The 15,867-nt window shown below is 55.9% G+C and carries 21 protein-coding genes; 4 read left to right on the top strand and 17 right to left on the bottom strand.

Annotation, left to right across the window (positions count from 1 at the left end):
• Positions 1–2 precede the first annotated feature (2 nt).
• The 9 genes from NITSA_RS04110 to NITSA_RS04075 form a co-directional block, all read right to left on the bottom strand.
• Entirely contained in the window at positions 3–968 is a 966-nt protein-coding gene (locus NITSA_RS04110; protein ID WP_013553763.1) for an MBL fold metallo-hydrolase, read from the bottom strand.
• A gap of 99 nt (positions 969–1,067) precedes the next feature.
• A complete protein-coding gene (locus NITSA_RS04105; RefSeq protein WP_013553762.1) occupies positions 1,068–1,862 on the bottom strand; it encodes a hypothetical protein in 795 nt (264 codons plus the stop codon).
• A 210-nt stretch (positions 1,863–2,072) separates the two neighbouring features.
• A complete protein-coding gene (locus NITSA_RS04100) occupies positions 2,073–2,351 on the bottom strand; it encodes a nucleotidyltransferase family protein (protein ID WP_013553761.1) in 279 nt (92 codons plus the stop codon).
• Positions 2,338–2,706 (bottom strand): hypothetical protein, encoded by a 369-nt coding sequence (locus NITSA_RS04095; RefSeq protein ID WP_052296599.1) that lies wholly within the window; start codon positions 2,704–2,706, stop codon positions 2,338–2,340. Before NITSA_RS04095 ends, NITSA_RS04100 begins: the two co-directional genes overlap by 14 nt.
• A gap of 124 nt (positions 2,707–2,830) precedes the next feature.
• Complete coding sequence (locus tag NITSA_RS11395) at positions 2,831–2,971, bottom strand: hypothetical protein (protein ID WP_169308529.1); 141 nt, start codon at positions 2,969–2,971, stop codon at positions 2,831–2,833.
• A gap of 65 nt (positions 2,972–3,036) precedes the next feature.
• Complete coding sequence (gene trpC, locus NITSA_RS04090; RefSeq protein WP_013553760.1) at positions 3,037–3,843, bottom strand: indole-3-glycerol phosphate synthase TrpC; 807 nt, start codon at positions 3,841–3,843, stop codon at positions 3,037–3,039.
• Positions 3,844–3,970: 127 nt separating this feature from the next.
• Positions 3,971–5,263 (bottom strand): tetratricopeptide repeat protein, encoded by a 1,293-nt coding sequence (locus tag NITSA_RS04085; protein WP_013553759.1) that lies wholly within the window; start codon positions 5,261–5,263, stop codon positions 3,971–3,973.
• Complete coding sequence (locus tag NITSA_RS04080) at positions 5,245–5,646, bottom strand: YkgJ family cysteine cluster protein (protein ID WP_013553758.1); 402 nt, start codon at positions 5,644–5,646, stop codon at positions 5,245–5,247. Before NITSA_RS04080 ends, NITSA_RS04085 begins: the two co-directional genes overlap by 19 nt.
• Before the next feature lie 62 nt (positions 5,647–5,708).
• The gene (locus NITSA_RS04075; protein WP_013553757.1) at positions 5,709–6,407 is read right to left on the bottom strand and encodes a tRNA1(Val) (adenine(37)-N6)-methyltransferase; all 699 of its coding nucleotides are present in this window, start codon (positions 6,405–6,407) and stop codon (positions 5,709–5,711) included.
• 53 nt (positions 6,408–6,460) lie between these two features.
• Here NITSA_RS04075 and NITSA_RS04070 point away from each other — a divergent pair, with 53 nt between their 5' ends.
• On the top strand, positions 6,461–7,222 hold the full coding sequence (locus NITSA_RS04070; protein WP_013553756.1) for an arginyltransferase: 762 nt from the start codon (positions 6,461–6,463) through the stop codon (positions 7,220–7,222).
• A gap of 96 nt (positions 7,223–7,318) precedes the next feature.
• On the opposite strand, the gene NITSA_RS04065 is transcribed toward NITSA_RS04070, so the two are convergent.
• From NITSA_RS04065 to NITSA_RS04035, 7 genes are all read right to left on the bottom strand, one after another.
• Positions 7,319–8,137, bottom strand: a complete 819-nt coding sequence (locus NITSA_RS04065) for a tRNA 2-thiocytidine(32) synthetase TtcA (RefSeq protein WP_013553755.1) — start codon at positions 8,135–8,137, stop codon at positions 7,319–7,321.
• Between the two features lie 14 nt (positions 8,138–8,151).
• The gene (locus NITSA_RS04060; protein WP_042203706.1) at positions 8,152–8,856 is read right to left on the bottom strand and encodes a 5'-methylthioadenosine/adenosylhomocysteine nucleosidase; all 705 of its coding nucleotides are present in this window, start codon (positions 8,854–8,856) and stop codon (positions 8,152–8,154) included.
• A complete protein-coding gene (gene fabD, locus NITSA_RS04055; RefSeq protein WP_013553753.1) occupies positions 8,853–9,794 on the bottom strand; it encodes an ACP S-malonyltransferase in 942 nt (313 codons plus the stop codon). Before fabD ends, NITSA_RS04060 begins: the two co-directional genes overlap by 4 nt.
• A 57-nt stretch (positions 9,795–9,851) precedes the next feature.
• On the bottom strand, positions 9,852–10,613 hold the full coding sequence (locus NITSA_RS04050) for a TIGR01458 family HAD-type hydrolase (RefSeq protein ID WP_013553752.1): 762 nt from the start codon (positions 10,611–10,613) through the stop codon (positions 9,852–9,854).
• Positions 10,614–10,839: 226 nt separating this feature from the next.
• Entirely contained in the window at positions 10,840–11,256 is a 417-nt protein-coding gene (locus tag NITSA_RS04045; protein WP_013553751.1) for a type II toxin-antitoxin system VapC family toxin, read from the bottom strand.
• The gene (locus tag NITSA_RS04040; protein WP_013553750.1) at positions 11,246–11,494 is read right to left on the bottom strand and encodes a hypothetical protein; all 249 of its coding nucleotides are present in this window, start codon (positions 11,492–11,494) and stop codon (positions 11,246–11,248) included. Before NITSA_RS04040 ends, NITSA_RS04045 begins: the two co-directional genes overlap by 11 nt.
• Positions 11,495–11,604: 110 nt before the next feature.
• On the bottom strand, positions 11,605–12,153 hold the full coding sequence (locus tag NITSA_RS04035) for a cysteine hydrolase family protein (RefSeq protein ID WP_013553749.1): 549 nt from the start codon (positions 12,151–12,153) through the stop codon (positions 11,605–11,607).
• Positions 12,154–12,251: 98 nt separating this feature from the next.
• Here NITSA_RS04035 and NITSA_RS04030 point away from each other — a divergent pair, with 98 nt between their 5' ends.
• Complete coding sequence (locus tag NITSA_RS04030; RefSeq protein WP_013553748.1) at positions 12,252–12,590, top strand: winged helix-turn-helix transcriptional regulator; 339 nt, start codon at positions 12,252–12,254, stop codon at positions 12,588–12,590.
• Positions 12,591–12,674: 84 nt separating this feature from the next.
• On the opposite strand, the gene NITSA_RS04025 is transcribed toward NITSA_RS04030, so the two are convergent.
• Positions 12,675–14,111: a DNA recombination protein RmuC gene (locus tag NITSA_RS04025; protein ID WP_013553747.1), complete on the bottom strand. Its 1,437-nt coding sequence runs from the start codon at positions 14,109–14,111 to the stop codon at positions 12,675–12,677.
• A gap of 165 nt (positions 14,112–14,276) precedes the next feature.
• Here NITSA_RS04025 and NITSA_RS04020 point away from each other — a divergent pair, with 165 nt between their 5' ends.
• Both NITSA_RS04020 and NITSA_RS04015 read left to right on the top strand, forming a co-directional pair.
• Complete coding sequence (locus NITSA_RS04020) at positions 14,277–14,477, top strand: DUF2905 domain-containing protein (protein ID WP_013553746.1); 201 nt, start codon at positions 14,277–14,279, stop codon at positions 14,475–14,477.
• On the top strand, positions 14,474–15,796 hold the full coding sequence (locus NITSA_RS04015; protein WP_013553745.1) for an NlpC/P60 family N-terminal domain-containing protein: 1,323 nt from the start codon (positions 14,474–14,476) through the stop codon (positions 15,794–15,796). The genes NITSA_RS04020 and NITSA_RS04015 overlap by 4 nt, the downstream gene beginning before the upstream one ends.
• Positions 15,797–15,867 lie beyond the last annotated feature (71 nt).

Raw genomic sequence — 15,867 nt, 5'->3', positions numbered from 1 at the left:
GCCTACTGCATATCCTTCTCTTCGATCTCCATATAAACTTTGTTCAGATGCTTGCCCATCTGATGGTCGAAGGCATCCCACTTGGCGATGGGTCCCAGCTCCTTGATCGCCTCTTTTTTGTAAGCGTAGTAATCCTCGTCATTGTCGTAAGCCTTCTGAGCCCACTTTTTGAGCACCTTCAGATAGCGCAAAAAGGGCCCTACCGTCTCCTCTTTGCCGCCTGAGGGTCCGTGGCCTGGAACGTAGAGGGCGTAGTTCCCATTCTTCATAATCCCCTCCAGAAGCTCGATGTTCCCCAATATGCTGGAGCTGCTATCGAAACCTCCCAGGCGATTTTTCATCACATTGTCTCCCAGGAAAAGGGTATTGCTCTCTTTGTGCTCGATGAGGATATCGGTATCCGTATGGGCCTTTTTGGGATGATGGATGACGAAGTGCTGGCCGTCGATGGTGATCTTTTGCCCGTCGTTCAGCTCGTGGTCGGGATAGCGGAAGGGTTTGGTTCCGTCAAGATTGTGGCTGAGCCGGTCGAGAATGCCGTACCACTTCTCGGCCTCCCCTGCTTTGACCTCCTTGATCATATTGGGATGGGCGTAGATCGGGGCCTTGGGGTATTTCTCGGCGATAGCCCGGTTGGCGAACCAGTGATCCCCGTGCTTGTGGGTGTTGAAGATGGCGATAACCGGTTTGCGGCTCACCTTCTCCATCTCTCCCAGGATCTTCCTGCCCACTTTGTAATTCCCGCCCGGATCGATCACGATGAGGCCGTGCTCACTCTCGACAAAGGCGGGATTGTTCATAAAGCCCCGGTTCTTCACACTGGGCTCTTCGGGGGGACCGTGCATAATCCACACATTGCTCTTGCCCATCCGCTCGAAATGGAGATTGCCGTAACCGGGAAGTTCCCACGCAAAGAGATTCGCCGTCAGAAATCCCAAGAAGATCCAGAGAGCCGTTATCTTTTTCATAATTATTCCTTATGTTAAGATTTCCTATAAAACTATTATACAAAATAAATCGAAAGGAAAAGACAGTGATTTCCCGAGAAGAACCCGGGAAGAAAAAGTTTATTTGATGGAGTTTTTGAGGGCTTTCTCTATCTTGCCGGGAATATCGGAGATCTTCATAAACTGCCCCATACTCAGGCGGGGATAGGAGATGGCCAGATAGTATTTTGGGTTGAGCATCAGAGCCTCTCCCTTCTCCAGCAAAACCATATAGGGGAGCACCAATGCTTTATCCTCACCGATCTTGCTGATAAAACTTTCCACACTGCGGGGCATACGCACACCAACGACCTTGCTGCCGTTGGGAAGGCTCAGGGTGAAGACCCGATTGGCGACGGAGAAGTGTTTTCCTTTTTTCAGTGTGATCATTTCATCATAGTAAGGCATCCCGAACATAAAATGGTATTTTGCCAGCTTGCCCGAAGGCAGAGCGTCTTTGCTCGGGCTGAGCTTGCCCAGGGCTTTGCCAAGTGCCCGGGTAACGGGAGCCTCCATACCCGGCTTGTATTGGCCCTGCAAAAAGGCCCGAAGCCAATACTCGGGATTGGTAGCCAAAACCGTTTTGGCCTTGCTGTTGACCAACACTCGCTGCACTGCGGCAAAACCACGCTTAGGCTTGGCGGCGGCACGTTTGAGCGAAGCGTTGGTATAGAGAATAACATTCAGATAGCCTTTCCCCGCAGGATGATAGGTAGCCAGCACCTGCAATCCAGACTTATTCAGAGCGCTTTTGACAGAGCCGACACTATGATAGGGGGCCGTGAAATAGGCGGGAACGCTCTTGGCCTGAGCCCCCGCCGCAGCGAAGAATACGAAGAGAGACAACACGAACCATTGTCGAAGAATCCGAGACATATTTATCCTTTTGAAGTAGAGTCTATCCGAAGTCGGATGTCGACAATGATACCAAAAGATAAATTACTCAGAATTTAATTTATTTATTTTAATATACTATTTATTTTATTTTTTCTTATATTTGTTTCAATGTCACATTTCGAGAGATCACTCTCCAAATACTCTTTCATAAAAAGAGCCACTTTACGAAGATACGCTCTGCTGAGCGGACTACAGCAGTTGCCCTTTCAGGGCCTCCTGTTCTATGGATCGGGAGAAATTTTGATGACAAACGATATCGACAGGTTTATGCAGGAGGGCTTTCAGCTTGGCCCTTGTCAGCAGTTTGGTCTCCAGATCGACCTTTTCGGCGAGAATAAAGAGGTCGATATCGCCCCCTTTGCGGGTATCGTCCAGCCGGCTGCCAAAGAGATAGATTTTCGCATCGCTTCCCATCCGCTCCGCAACCACTCTTTTGATTGTCTGGATCTCCCGCTCACTCAGCCGCATCGCAACGATTCTCCAATCGCTCAAGGATCGCCAACAGTTCCTCACTGCGTGTGATGAAAAGATTGATCTTCTCGATGGTCTCATCCATCTCTTCGGGATATTCGTAAGCAATCTCATTTCTCAATTCCCGCAAGAGACTCCAGTTGTCAATGTCCAGGATTTTCTCTTTTTCCAAAGTTTTGAGGATATCCGAAAAGCTCATATCTTCCGTTGGAATCTGAAAAGACTCCAGACAGGCACGAAAGATCCTACGCCCCAGAAGATCCTGGAGTTTGGAGAAACGGAAAATGAAGGTATTGAGGGCAAATTTCTCCATTTTGGAGAGTTCATCATAACTGCGGATAGGCAGATGCAACTCCGCTCTGGCCTCGTTGATATGCTGACGGTGACGCTAGGCTTCGTAAAAGTAGGTTTTTAGTTTCTCTCGGATGTCCATAGGAATATTATAGCGGGAGACGGGTCAGTTTCTTGAAAACCGTTCACTGATGCGTCATCTCTACAATACTCTTGAAATCTTCCAAAGCCGCTTCGATCTCTTCGACGATCTCCTGAGCCAATAGATCCGGTTCGGGCAGGTTTTCCGGATCGCTGAGGCTCTCATCTTTGATGTAGCTATCCAAGATATACAAATCTTTGGTAATGGATAAAGTTCAGGCGAAAGGAATAATAGATCAGGGCTTCTACTTTATTCGCTTTCTTGCTCCCCGTACTTCAGCTCCCGCAGCGCCCCTGTAATATCCTCCTGGCGCATAAAATGCTCGCCTACCAGGAAGGCATCGGCGCCGACTTCGGAGAGGTGCTTGACCGTTTCGTGATCGTTGATGCCGCTTTCGGCGACGATGATCTTGGAGTTGGGGATGAGGGGGATGAGCCTTTCGCTGAGGCTCATATCCATCTCAAAAGTCTCCAGGTTGCGGTGGTTGATGCCGATGATATCGGCTCCGGCGAAGATCGCCTTGACCAGGTCGGCTTTGTCGTGGATCTCCACCAGCGCCTCCATCCCCAGGTGCCGGGTGTACTCCAGCAGCTCTTTGAGCTCCTTGCGGCTGAGGGCCTTGGCGATGAGCAGGACGAAATCGGCCCCATAGGCGACCGCTTCGACCAGTTGGTATTTGTCGATGATGAAATCCTTGCGCAGCAGGGGGATGCTCACATAGCGGCGGATCATCCCCAGATACTCCACGTTCCCCTTGAACCAATGAGGCTCGGTCAACACCGACAGCGCGCTCGCTCCTCCTTTCTCGTAGGCCTGGGCGATGACCAGCGGGTCGAAATCCTCCCGAATGATCCCTTTGGAGGGGCTCGCCTTTTTCACCTCGGCGATGATCCGGTAGGGATCCTCGGGCGTAGAGCGCAGGTAGGGGTGCACATCCCTGGGCACAAAGGGGTTGAAAGAGAGGGAACGCCCCAGCCAATCCAGGGAGTACTCCTTCTTCTTTCGTTCCAGGTCGTCACGGGTCTTGCGTATGATCTCATCCAAAATATCTGCCATAAAGCATTGTCTCCTTTATCGTTGTTTCGGTCATTGACATTGAGCATTAAGAGCTGAGCGTTGAGCGTTGAGAAACTTTATCACTCCGTTTCTAATTCCTAACTCCTAATTCCTCACTCCTCACTCGCTAGAAGGCTTTATCCTGCTCCATACACTTTTGGATGCTCTCCCAGTGCATTTTGATTTCGGGCTCGTTGAGCCCCTGATCGGCGATTACTTTCTCCATCACCTTGTAAGCTTTGGCGCACTCACCCAGCTTATAAAGCCCCCAGGCCAGGGAGTCGAGGTAGTAGCTGTTGTCGGGCTGCTGCTGGAGGGCCCGGCGCACCAGGTCGACTCCCCGCTTCACATCCAGATCGTGATCGATCAGCGTATAGCCGTAGTAGTTGAGATAGAGGCTGTCGTCCAGGCCCTTCTTCAAAGCTTCGTCGAAGAGTTTGCGGAATCTTTTGAGCACCTTGGGCGTGATCTTCTTCTCCTCTTTGGCCTTTTCGTAGCCGAGGATCGCCTCTTCGGCCAGCCACTTGGGTTTGCCGGTCTCCAGGTAGCGCTTATGGGCTAGGGCAATAGCTTTGTCGTAGCGTTTCTTCTCTTTGTAGAGGCGGTAGAGCAGCTCCTCATTCCCTCTGGAGTGTTTCTCCAGCAGCGCGATCAGGCCGTCGAGATCGTGGGTGTAGAGGGAGAGTTTGACGATCTTTTGGAGAAAATATTGTTGGGGATACTTCTCGTAGAGCTTTTTGTAAAGTTCCAGCACCTTGTCGAGCCGATTCTCTTTCGCATAGAGCTCGATGAGCTTGAAATAGACGGCGATGGAGGCATCGGATTTCAGGCGCAGATGGGTCTCCAGGAGCCGGATCGCTTCGTCACGTTTGTGAAGCTTCTCATCCAGAAGCACCACGGCCTGAAGGAGCAGGCGCTCATCCTCAGACCGGGCGTAAGCCTTTTGCAGGAGTTTAACCGCTTCGGCATATTTCCCCAGATCGATCTTGAGCGTCGCCGCCAATTTCAGATCGGCCGGATCCTCGCTCTCGACCAGCCATCGGTCGGCCAGGGGTTCCGCTTTTTCCAGGGCTTTCTCCTTGGCATAGAGGGCCACCAGCATCCGCACCGGCCGATGGTCCTTCAGCTTCTCGCCGTGGCGTTCGATCCATTTCTCGAGCAGTGGAGCCACCTTCTCGGGTTGGCCGCCGGGGAGCATCGCCTCTTTGGCCGCCTGGACCAGATAGTCGGTCTTTTTCGTCAAAGCATAGAGTTTCAAAAAAAGCGCTTCGGCTCCAGCGAAGTTGTGCTGTTCATCCTGATAGATCGCTTCGACGATCAGACGGTCCTCTTTGGCTCCGAGTGCGGGATCTTCCGCCCACAGGAGCGTCGCACTCAGAAGGAGGCCGGAGAGCAGGAGGCTCAGAGAATTCCGGGACATTCGCGTCGTACCTCCTCTTCATCGCCTTTGAACTGTTCCCAGAAAGGAAAAGTCCTACACTGCCGGGGCCGCACGGGGTAGACACTGCAGCGCTTCTTCTCCTCATCGAAAAAGATACAGGCGTAATCCCCCTCCCCCAGCTTCTTTTCCGTCAGGGAGTAGCGGTGGCCCACTTTGCGCAGGTAGCTTCCGGCGAAAGCTTCCAGCTCCATCCCCAGGTACTCCGCCATCGCTTCGATCTCGGGATACTTCATCCAGATATAGCCGCTCTCCCCCCGGCAGCAGGCTCCCTCACACGCAGCGCAGGCATTGGGGTCGAAGCGGAAATCATATCCCGCCATCTCCATAATCGGCAAGCGTTCACCCTGCGTCGCTTCACTCATCGGCTCCCTTTTTTCTTTCATTATAATCCATAATCCCTAATCGAAAATCCACCGTCACTTCTTCACTCCCTCAGCCCTTTGATCGAGTGGGTCGCCGCCCGCTCGAAGGCCTGGGCCGCCTCGGGGGTATAGCTTCCCGACGCGTCGAAGACTACCAGGGGCGGAAGGACCCGGCAGAGGGATTTGGAACCCGCCCTCGCCTGGACCATCACGATCTTCGCTTCCCGATCGAGCTTGGGATGGACGAAACGCAGGGTCTCGGGGGTGAGCTTCGCCTCCCTGAGCGCCGCCAGGAGCCGGTCGCTCTGCTTGGCGTCGTAGCAGAGGATGAAGCGCCCCCTGGGCCTCAGCAAGCGGCGCACCCGCTCCACGAAGGGCTCCAGCGGGAGGTGATGGGCGTAGCGGGCGATGTTGAGGCTCTCCTCTTCGCTCTGGGTCACCCTCGGGTCATAGAAAGGAGGGTTCGAGACGATCAGGTCGAAACGCTCTTCGATCTGAGCTTCCAAAAAATCCCCGGGATAGGCGTGTGCCTCGATCCCGTTGAGGGTGAAATTGTGCAGCGCATACTCCAGCATCTTCGGCTGCTTCTCCGCAAGATACACCTCCACGGGGTAATCCCGCCCCAGCAGCAGCGAAATGATCCCCACGCCGCAGCCCACATCCAGGAGCTTGCCTTTGGGTTTGAAGCGGCGGATAAAATCGACGAGGAAGATCGAATCGCTGTTGTAGCAGTAACCCTGCGGCGGTTGGTAGAGAAACATCCCACCCTCGTAATTTTTGGGCAATTTTACCCTAATTTGCTACAATCCGGGCCATGAAGCAACCCAACGAAGACCGCCTCCATCCCGAGTCCACCGATTTTTGCATGCTGGACTACGACTGTGCCTACCTGCCCGGGAAAAAGACACGGATGTACTACCGTTATATCCGCGATGCCGCGCCCGAGTTTGTCTCGGCAGTGATCGAACGGGGGTGGCGGCGCTTCGGCAACTACTTTTTCCACCCCATCTGCCAGGGGTGCAACGAATGCAAAAGCCTGCGCATCGATGTGGAAGCCTTCCGCCCCACCCGCTCCCAGAAACGCGCCATCAAACGCAACCGCGACACCCACGTCATCGTCCAATCCCCCAGCCTCACCCCGGGGCACGTGGCGCTCTACAACCGCTACCACGCCTGGAAAGCCGAAAAGGACGGATGGAAGCACCGGGACATCAGCGAACGGGAATATTACGAAAATTTCGTCGAGGGGGCCCACGACTTCGGCTACGAAGTCCTCTACATCCGGGACAACCGGCTCATCGGCGTCGATCTGATCGATGTGGTGGAGGACGGTATCAGCGCCATCTACTTTTACCACGACCCCGATTACGCCCGCTACTCCCTGGGGACCCACAGCCTCATCTACCAGATCGGCCTGGCACGGCGCCTGGGTAAGCGTTGGATCTATCTGGGCTACTGGGTCAACGGCTGCAAAGCCTTCGCCTACAAAACCCGCTTCGTCCCCCAGGAGATCCTCGACGGCTTCCCCACCGTCGAAGAAGAGCCGAATTGGGAGCCTTTCAAACTGGAAGAGTAGTCGCAGGTCGCAGGCACGGGCCTTCGGCCCTCAAGTCGCAAGAATTTGGTCATTGGAAGCGTTGAGCGTTGAGAAAATTTATTATTCGGTTACTCATTACTCGGTTGCTCGGTTGCTCAGTTGCTCGGTTATATCCTCTCTCTTCCAGCGCGTCGGATCGAGAAAGGTATCATCGTGGATATGCTTGAAGGAGGCTTTGATCCGCTTGAAGAGCTCGTCGTGTTCCCCTTCCATCTGCCGCAGCCATTCCTTGGTGGCGGCCCGGGCGTAGGGGGCTTTGGTGGCGATGCGCATAGCAGGGCAGGCTTCGTCGCCGATGGTGGCGAAGCCGTTCTCCTCGGCAAAAGCCCGCAGCTGGGCTTCCCGCGCCTCGATGAGGGGGCGCACGACGTGAAAGCCCCGGTCGGCTTTGTAAATGGGGGCCATCGAGCGCATCACGCCGTTGTAGAACATATTCATAAAAAAGCTCTCTACCGCATCGTCGAAATGGTGTCCCAGGGCGATCTTGTCGTAGCCCCCTTTTTCGGCGAAACTGTAGAGGGCTCCGCGGCGCATCCGGGAGAAATAGCTGCAAAAGGAGCTCCCCTCCCGGATCGTTTCCTGGCTGATGGCGTAGATGTCGGTCTCGTAGACGGTATGGGGGATGCCGTAGGCTTCGCAGTGCTCGTGCAGGGCACTGTAGTCCTCCCCCGGCATGCCATAGCTGACAGTGCAGGCGTGGAATTCGAAATCAAAGGGAGCGTGCATCTGCATATTTTTGAGCAGGTGCACCAGGCTCAGGGAGTCTTTGCCCCCGCTGAGCCCCACCAGCACCCGGTCTCCCGCCCCGATGAGACGGTACTGGGCATTGGTCTTGCCGAAGATCCTCAGCAGCCGTTTGCCGATCTTCGCCCGTTTGGGGCGTTGCCCTTCCATTCCTTCTAGCCTTTTCAGTCGTTATCCCCGTCGGGGAGGCGGCGCACCATCTCCAGAATGAAGTCGGCGCTGATGCGTGCCGACTTGTGCAAAAAGGCGTCAAAATCGAAGCCCGCTTCCATATCGGCACTGTCGCTGATAGCACGCAGAACGAAAAAGGGGACTTCCAGGGCATCGCAGACCACCGCGACGGCCGCGCCCTCCATCTCCAGAGCCGCGGCGTTGAAGGTCTCGGCGATCCAGGCTTTGCGCTCGGGATCGGCGATGAATTGATCACCGGTGGCGATGATCCCCTCTTTGAGCTCGATCCCCTTTTCCCGTGCGACTTGACGGGCCAGGGCGCGGAGCTTCTCGTCGGTGGGGACATAGACTTTGCCCTCGGGGACATAGCCGTAGGGGTGGCCGAAGGCAGTGATGTCCAGGTCGTGTTGGCAGAGGCTCTCGGCCATGATCAGGTCGCCGATATGCAGATCCTCACGGATCGCCCCCGCCACTCCGGAAAAGAGCAAAGTATCGCAGCCAAACTTCTCCAACAACATCGCCGCGGTCAGGGAGGCGAAGACCTTTCCGATCTTGGAGTAGGCCACCACCACCTCTTTACCGGCATAGGTGCCGATGTAGTATCGGTTGGCGCCGTACTCCGTCAGGCAGATATCGTCGATCTTCTCCAGCAGCGGCTCGATCTCCTCGGGCATCGCCCCCATCAATGCAATTCTCATTGCATTTCGCCGATCGCCTGGAGGGTCGCTTCCAGCGAGGCCATATCCGAAACATTGAAGTGGGGCTTTTTGGTCGCCCGGCGGTTGAGCCCTTTGAGGACGGCGCCATGGCCGAACTCGATGTAGCAATCGACCTCATCGTCGTGCCTGGCGATGGACTGCTTGTAGAGCACGGGAGAGACCAACTGTTTGGGCAGCAGCTCCAGCGCCGTGGCCTTGTCACTGTATTTCTCGGCGGTGACGTTGGAGACTACCGGGGCGACGAACTCGTCACGCAGGGTATTCTCCAGCGCCTCGGCCAGGGGTTCCACGGCGCTTTGCAGCAGCGGGCAGTGGCTGGCGACGGACATATTGAGCAGCATAGCACGCCGCGCGCCGGCTTCCTTGAGGATCGGTTCCAGAGCTTTGAGGTCCTCTTTGATCCCGGCGATGACGATCTGGCCTTCGGCATTGTAGTTGACCGGCCAAACCTGCCGCCCCTGGGCGCGCTGCTCTTCGCAGAGCCGCTCCACGGTCTCATCGTCCAATCCCAGGCTCACCAGCATCCCCACATCCTGGTCGGCGCAGGCATCGGCCATCAAGCGTCCCCGCAGATTCACCAGCTCTACCGCGTCCACCGTATCCAGAGCTCCTACGCCCGCCAATGCCGAAAATTCGCCCAGGGAGTGCCCCAGAGCGAAAACCGGTTTGATGGGCATTTCGTTCTCGAAGAGCTTGTGGGCGGCCGCACTCACCAGCAGGATCGCCGGCTGGGTGAACTCCGTTTGCTCCAGGCGGTCATTCTCGGTAAAGAGCAGCTCGGCGAAATCGATCCCGGTCCGCTTGGAAGCGGCATCGAAAAGATCCCGCACACTTTCGCTGTTATCGTAGAAATCTTTCCCCATTCCCACAGCCTGGGACCCCTGGCCGGGGAAGAGGAAGGCGCATTTGACTGACATAGATGCATCCTTGTTGTGAAGTATGGGAAATTTTATCGTAAATGGGGATAAAAAGCCCTATTCGAGCAGCTCCGGCAGCTCAGCCACCGAGTCGATAACCGCGTCGGGGAAGATCGCCCCCTCCAGGTCGGCAGGGCGGAATTTGCCCGTGCGTACCATCACCGCGCGGATGCCGGCCGCCTGGGCTCCGGCGATATCGCTCTCAATGTCGTCACCTACCATGATCGCCTCTTCGGGGCGCACACCCATCGACTTCAGCGCCTGATGGAAAAACTCCCAGCTCGGTTTACCCACCACCGTCGCCTCCGTCCCCGCCGCATACTCCAGGGCTTTGACGAAACCTCCGGCGTCCAGCGAAAGTTCACCGTCAGCATCCTTGAAATAGCGGTTCCGGGCCGCGGCGATGAGCCGGGCGCCGCGGATCAGGGCGCGGAAGCCCCGGTTCATCCGCGCAAAGGTAAAATTCTCTCCCGCATCCCCCACCACGACAAAGTGGGAAACCGTATCGATACTGCACAGTTCGCCGAAGTACCTCTCCGCCTCTTCGGTGAGGATCGTCACGGCCCTTCCCTCCGCCTCTTCGACGATGCGCCGAGCCGCCGCCAGAGCCGTAAAAAGCTGCTCGGGTGTGATGGCAAAGCCCATCTTCAAAAGCTTCTGCCGCACGCTTTCGGGGGAACGCCGGGTCGTATTGGTCACGAAGCACAGGGCATAGCGTTCCCGGAGCTTGGCTACCGCCTCCACTGCTCCAGCCACCGGGGTCTCGCCCACATAGAGCACCCCGCCGATATCCATCAGAATCCCTTTGACGTTCTTCACGGCGTACCTCCTGCGACAAGTCATTCTTCTTCGATTATATCAAAGGCTGAGAGTTTCCTGGATTCCCCACGGTACTTGCCGGGGCTTAGCGAATAGGCCCGCTGGAAGTTTTTGACAAAATGGCTGAGGTCATAAAAGCCCGACTCCTGGGCAATGGGGGTCCATTGAGCTTCGACTCTCTGCCATCTTATCAAAGCCGGGAATGACACAGTGAAATGAAAAAGGGCTACAGCACACTTCGAACCTCTATATCCAACTCCACGAATGATTGATCGTTAGTGACGATAAATTCCGCACCGATCTTTTTGGCGCAGATATACTGCAAAGTATCCTCATAATCCTCATAGGGATTGTTTGGATCTGCACAGAGTGAGAACGCATCCATTGCTTCACTATTCTCAACAGGCACGATCACGAAAAGAGAGACGAGTTTCTGAAAAAATTTACAGAGCTCCTCCGGTGGGTATCGTCTTGCCCGACTCATCACATAGAATGCTGTCGTCACGGTATCAGAGTTGATGTAGACGGTTTTCCCCTCTTCCAAAAGTTCTCTAAAGAGCGTTGCCGACGCCTTGGCAAAAGGACGTGTACTGTCGAGAAGATCGAGAAAGATATTGGTATCGAAATAGATATTATTTGCCATATTTCTCTATGGCCTGTTCGATACGTACAGCTTTGGCATCCACATCGGTCAATACTCCATGGAAAGCATCTTGGATCTCATCAAATATTTCCAACTTTTTCTTATTGGCTATCTGTCGATAGCGCTCCTCGATCGCTTCCTGAGCGATTTGCGTCTGTGTCTTTCCCTCCGCTTTGGCGATCTCTTCGAGATGCTTTGCCACCGTCTCGTCGAAGTTGAAGTTTTTTCTTACAGTCAAGGCAGATCCTTTGTATGTATGAACTATATGTATGATATCATACCCATCCTTACCTCATCATTTTATTCTTATTCAAGATAACTCTTAGGAGCATAGTGCCTAAAGCGCTTCTAAATGCCGATCAACCGTTCCGTCGATTCGGCCCGGCAGAATTTCCCGTCCATTGCCGCGACAAAACTGTTGTGAACCGTTTGGGCGGGTATCCTCTCTCCCCCGAAATAGAGATTCCTGGTCGCACAGGCGTTATGGGCCAGAGTGATCGCGTACCCCAGGTCATACCCCGCTCGTACGGTGGTATCGATGCACATATGGGTCATCGCGCCACAGATGAGCAAACGGCGATGGCCGCGCTCTTTGAGATAGGCATCCAGCTCCGTATCCCGGAAACTGTTGGGGTGGGCTTTGATGACGATCCGCTCCTTCTCTTGCCGAGGCAGCTCCTCGTGGAGTTCTGACCCTTCACTCCCCTGGGCGAAAAAAGCGGCCTCTTCATCGGCGATATGCCGCACATAGATCCGCTCGATCCCGCGTACTTCGGCTTGGCGGATCAGGCGCAAGGTATTGGCGTGGGCCGTGAGAATCCCGCTAAGTTCACAGCGGCCACCGGGATAGTAATCTTTTTGCATATCGACGATCAGCATCGCATCGATCTCGTTCATTTCAGCTCCTGAGAGATAAATTTGTCGACAGTCTATAGAGCCGGTATACTTTTGTCAAGAACTGACTAAAAAGTATGATACATACCAAAAGGATACCGATGGAACAGCAAAAAGAGTTTATCTGCCCCTTTGAATACGCTCTGGAGATCCTCAGCGGCAAGTGGAAAGGTTTGGTGCTCTTCTATCTGGGGCGCCGCGGCACCCTACGCTACTCCCAACTCCGGCGGGAGCTCAAAGGCATCACCCAAAAGATGCTCACCCAGACCCTCCGCCGCCTCGAAGAGGAGGGACTGATCCACCGCGAAGTCTACCCCGTCGTCCCACCGAAAGTGGAATACTCCCTCACCCCAAAGGGCCAAAGCCTGTTGCCGATCCTCGATGCATTGCAAAAATGGGGTGATGAGCAGTTACGGGATAAAGCAGAAAGCGATCTTTGAACTTGGAGCACGGCAGGTGATCGACATTCCCGGCAAACACGGGTTTCGATGCAAGGTTTTTGAATCTTAAGGCAAACTATCTTTTCAGCTTTGAGGCTCCTCTTCCAATTCCTCCCTGAGCTTTGGCGGCAACTCTTTGCTCGTGGAGGCGCCCAACTCCCGCAGCCCCTCGATCTGGCGGAGGATATTGCCTTTGCCCTGCCCCAGGCGGTTCCAGAGGGTCCGGTAGGTGCCCTGGGTCGTTTCGATCTGTCGCCCCAGCTTCTCCAGATCGGTGGCAAAGAGGGCAAACTTGTCGTAAAGCGCACCGGCGCGGCGGGCGATCTCCCTCGCGTTGCGGTTCTGGCGCTCCCGCTTCCAACTGCTCTCCACCGCCCGCAGGGCCACCAGCAGCGTCGTGGGACTCACCAGCACGATCTTACGCTCCAGCGCCCGCTCATAAAGCCCCGGATCCTCCTGCAGCGCCAGGCTCAAAGCCCCCTCGATAGGGAGGAACATAAAGATAAAATCCAGCGTCTCGATCCCCTCCAATCCGGCATAGTTCTTCTCCGCCAGGGCAGCGATGTGCTCTTTGACCGCGCTCAGATGGGCCCGAGCGTGGAGGTGGCGCTCCTCCTCGCTCTCGGCGTTCACATAGCGTTCGTAGGCCCGCAGGGAAGTTTTGGCGTCGATGACGATATCCCGCCCGCCTGGCAGATGCACGATCACATCAGGGCGGAAGCGGCGGTTTTGCCCATCCTGCAGGCTCACTTCCCGCTCGAACTCTTCGCCCCGGCGCAGGCCCGAAGCCTCCAGGATCCGCTCCAGCACCATCTCCCCCCAGATCCCCTGAGTCTTGCTCTCTCCTTTGAGCGCCCGGGTCAGATTCTCCGCCTCCTTGCCGATGCGCTGATTGAGCTCCCGCAGGGTGCGGATCTCTCCCAGCAGACTCGCCAGCTCCCGGCTCTCCTCTCCATGGACTTCGTCGATCCGCTTGCGAAAGCTCTCCACCTGCTGCTGCAGAGGCTTGAGGATCTGGGCTACGCCCTCCTGGGAAACTGCCTTGAAACGCAGGGCGTTGCGCTCCATAATCTGCGACGCCAGGCGCTCGAACTCTTTGCGCTGGGTCTCACGGGCTTCTTTGAGCTCTTCGGTGAGCTGCCGGTAGTGGCGCTCCTGCTCCTCGAGACGGGTCTGCAGGCGTTCTGCCTCCCGCTCCAGCTCCGAGCGCTCCTCTGCCCCAAGATCGAGCCGGCGCTGCGCTTCCTCGAGCTCGCCCCTGAGCTCGGGAATCCGCTTCAGCTCCGTCAGGAGGCGGATACGCTCCTGCTCCAGTCGGCTCAGGCGCTCCTGCTGCTGCACCTCCCGGATCTCCGACTCCGCCAGACGCTCCTCAAAGGTTTGGCGCTCCTCCTCCCAGCGGCGGCGACGCAGGGAAGCCAGGCGCCAGGCCCAGAGTGTGGTAAGCAGGACTCCCCCGACGAAACCGCCAAGAAGCCAGAGAAGATTTCGCAATTGTTCCGGATCGATGTGAAGTTCCATATTGCTCCATATTTTGAATTGTTACTCAATTATATCGGCCAAAGCCCGAAGACTCCACAAGGATGTCACGGTGTCATAAATGAAAGCGCAATGCAAAAATATCGAAAGCACTTCCGAGGGTCACCGCTGCGTGTTATAATCATTGGAAAATGCCAAGGAGCCTCTATGGGAAAAGTGCTGATGGTTTTGGGACTCTTCCTGATCCTGCTGGGAGCGGCTTTGCAGTATGGGCTGCTGGGATGGTTCGGCAAGCTTCCCGGTGATATCCGCTATCAGGGGGAAAACTTCGTCTTTTACGCTCCCATCACCTCGATGCTGCTGCTTTCCATCCTCTTCAGCCTCATTCTCTGGCTCTTCAACCGATGATCCAAGCGCTCTGGCTCTGCTTATTGCCCCTCTGGCTCCTGGCCTCCTGGCACCTGGAGCCCGGCAAGCGCCCCCGCAGCGCCATCGACCGGCTCCCCTTCAAAAGTGTCCGGGATATGCGGACCATCCCCCAGAACCCCGCCTACTATGCCCGGCAGCTCCGGCCGATGAGCCGCAGCCGTCAGCTGGCTTACGACCGGGAATACAACCGGATCTACTTCAGCCCCTGGGAGCCTGGCTACCGAATCGAGGAGCCCAAAGAGGAACTCCTCTGGGCTACCCCTTTTGTACTGAAGCGCAAGCTCTACGATACCCGCAAACGGCTGATCCCGATGAAACGCCGCCAAGCCTGGGTCCGCAACGCCCAGATGGAGAAGCTGGGCAGTGTGGGTGCCCGGGCCATCAGCGTCCGGCACACCGACCTGCGCGCCCTGCCGACCCGCACACCCGCCTACCGGGACCCCTGGAAGAGCACCGAGGGCTTTCCCTTCGACTATCTGCAAAACAGCGAACTCCATCTCAATGTCCCCCTCTACCTCTCCCACTACTCCAAAGACGGGCGCTGGGCCTTTGTGCAGGCGGCCCACGCCAACGGCTGGGTGCCGGTAAAAGACATCGCCCTGGTCAATGAGCGTTTTATCAAAGCTTTCAAAACCGGTCGCTACTATCTGACGACCAAAGACGACCTCTGGCTCAAAGAAGGCAAGAAGCGCTACAGTCTCATCAAGATGAGCACCCTCTTCCCCCTGGATCGCAGCGGCCGGTGGCTCCTTTTCGCCCGACGGGGCGCCCGGGGCCAAGCCCTCCTAACCCGCATCCGACGTCCCTCCAAGAAGCTGATCGCCCTCAAACCCCTGCGCTTCACCCCGCGCAACGTCGCGAGGATCGCCCGGGAACTCTACGGAGAACCCTACGGCTGGGGCGGCAAGATGATGACCCGGGACTGCTCCGCCACTACCCGGGACTTTTTCGCCGAATTCGGGATTTTTCTCAAGCGCAACTCCGCCAAGCAGGTGAAAGCGGGTCACGCCACGAAGATCAAAGGGCTGCCTGCAACTCAAAAAAAGGCCGCCATCCTCCGCTATGCCAAGCCCTTCCGCTCCATGCTCTATGTCCCCGGGCATATCACCCTCTATCTGGGGAAATACAGAGGGGAACCGGTGATCATGCATACCTATTGGGGCATCCGCCAAAAGGATTGGAGCAAATACCCCCTCTGCCGCACCATCATCACCACCACCCACCCGGGCGACGAGCTCCCCAATACCCGCAAAAAGAGCGAACTGATCAACACCCTGCAGCAGATTATCACCTTTTGAGAGTTGAGCGCTGAGAAGCCCTATCGCTCCATTATTCGGTTACTCGGTTACTCGGTTGCTCGGTTGCTCAT

Source organism: Nitratifractor salsuginis DSM 16511 (assembly GCF_000186245.1).
Taxonomy (GTDB): Bacteria; Campylobacterota; Campylobacteria; order Campylobacterales; family Sulfurovaceae; genus Nitratifractor; species Nitratifractor salsuginis.
This window is presented reverse-complemented; position numbering and strand designations above follow the sequence as displayed.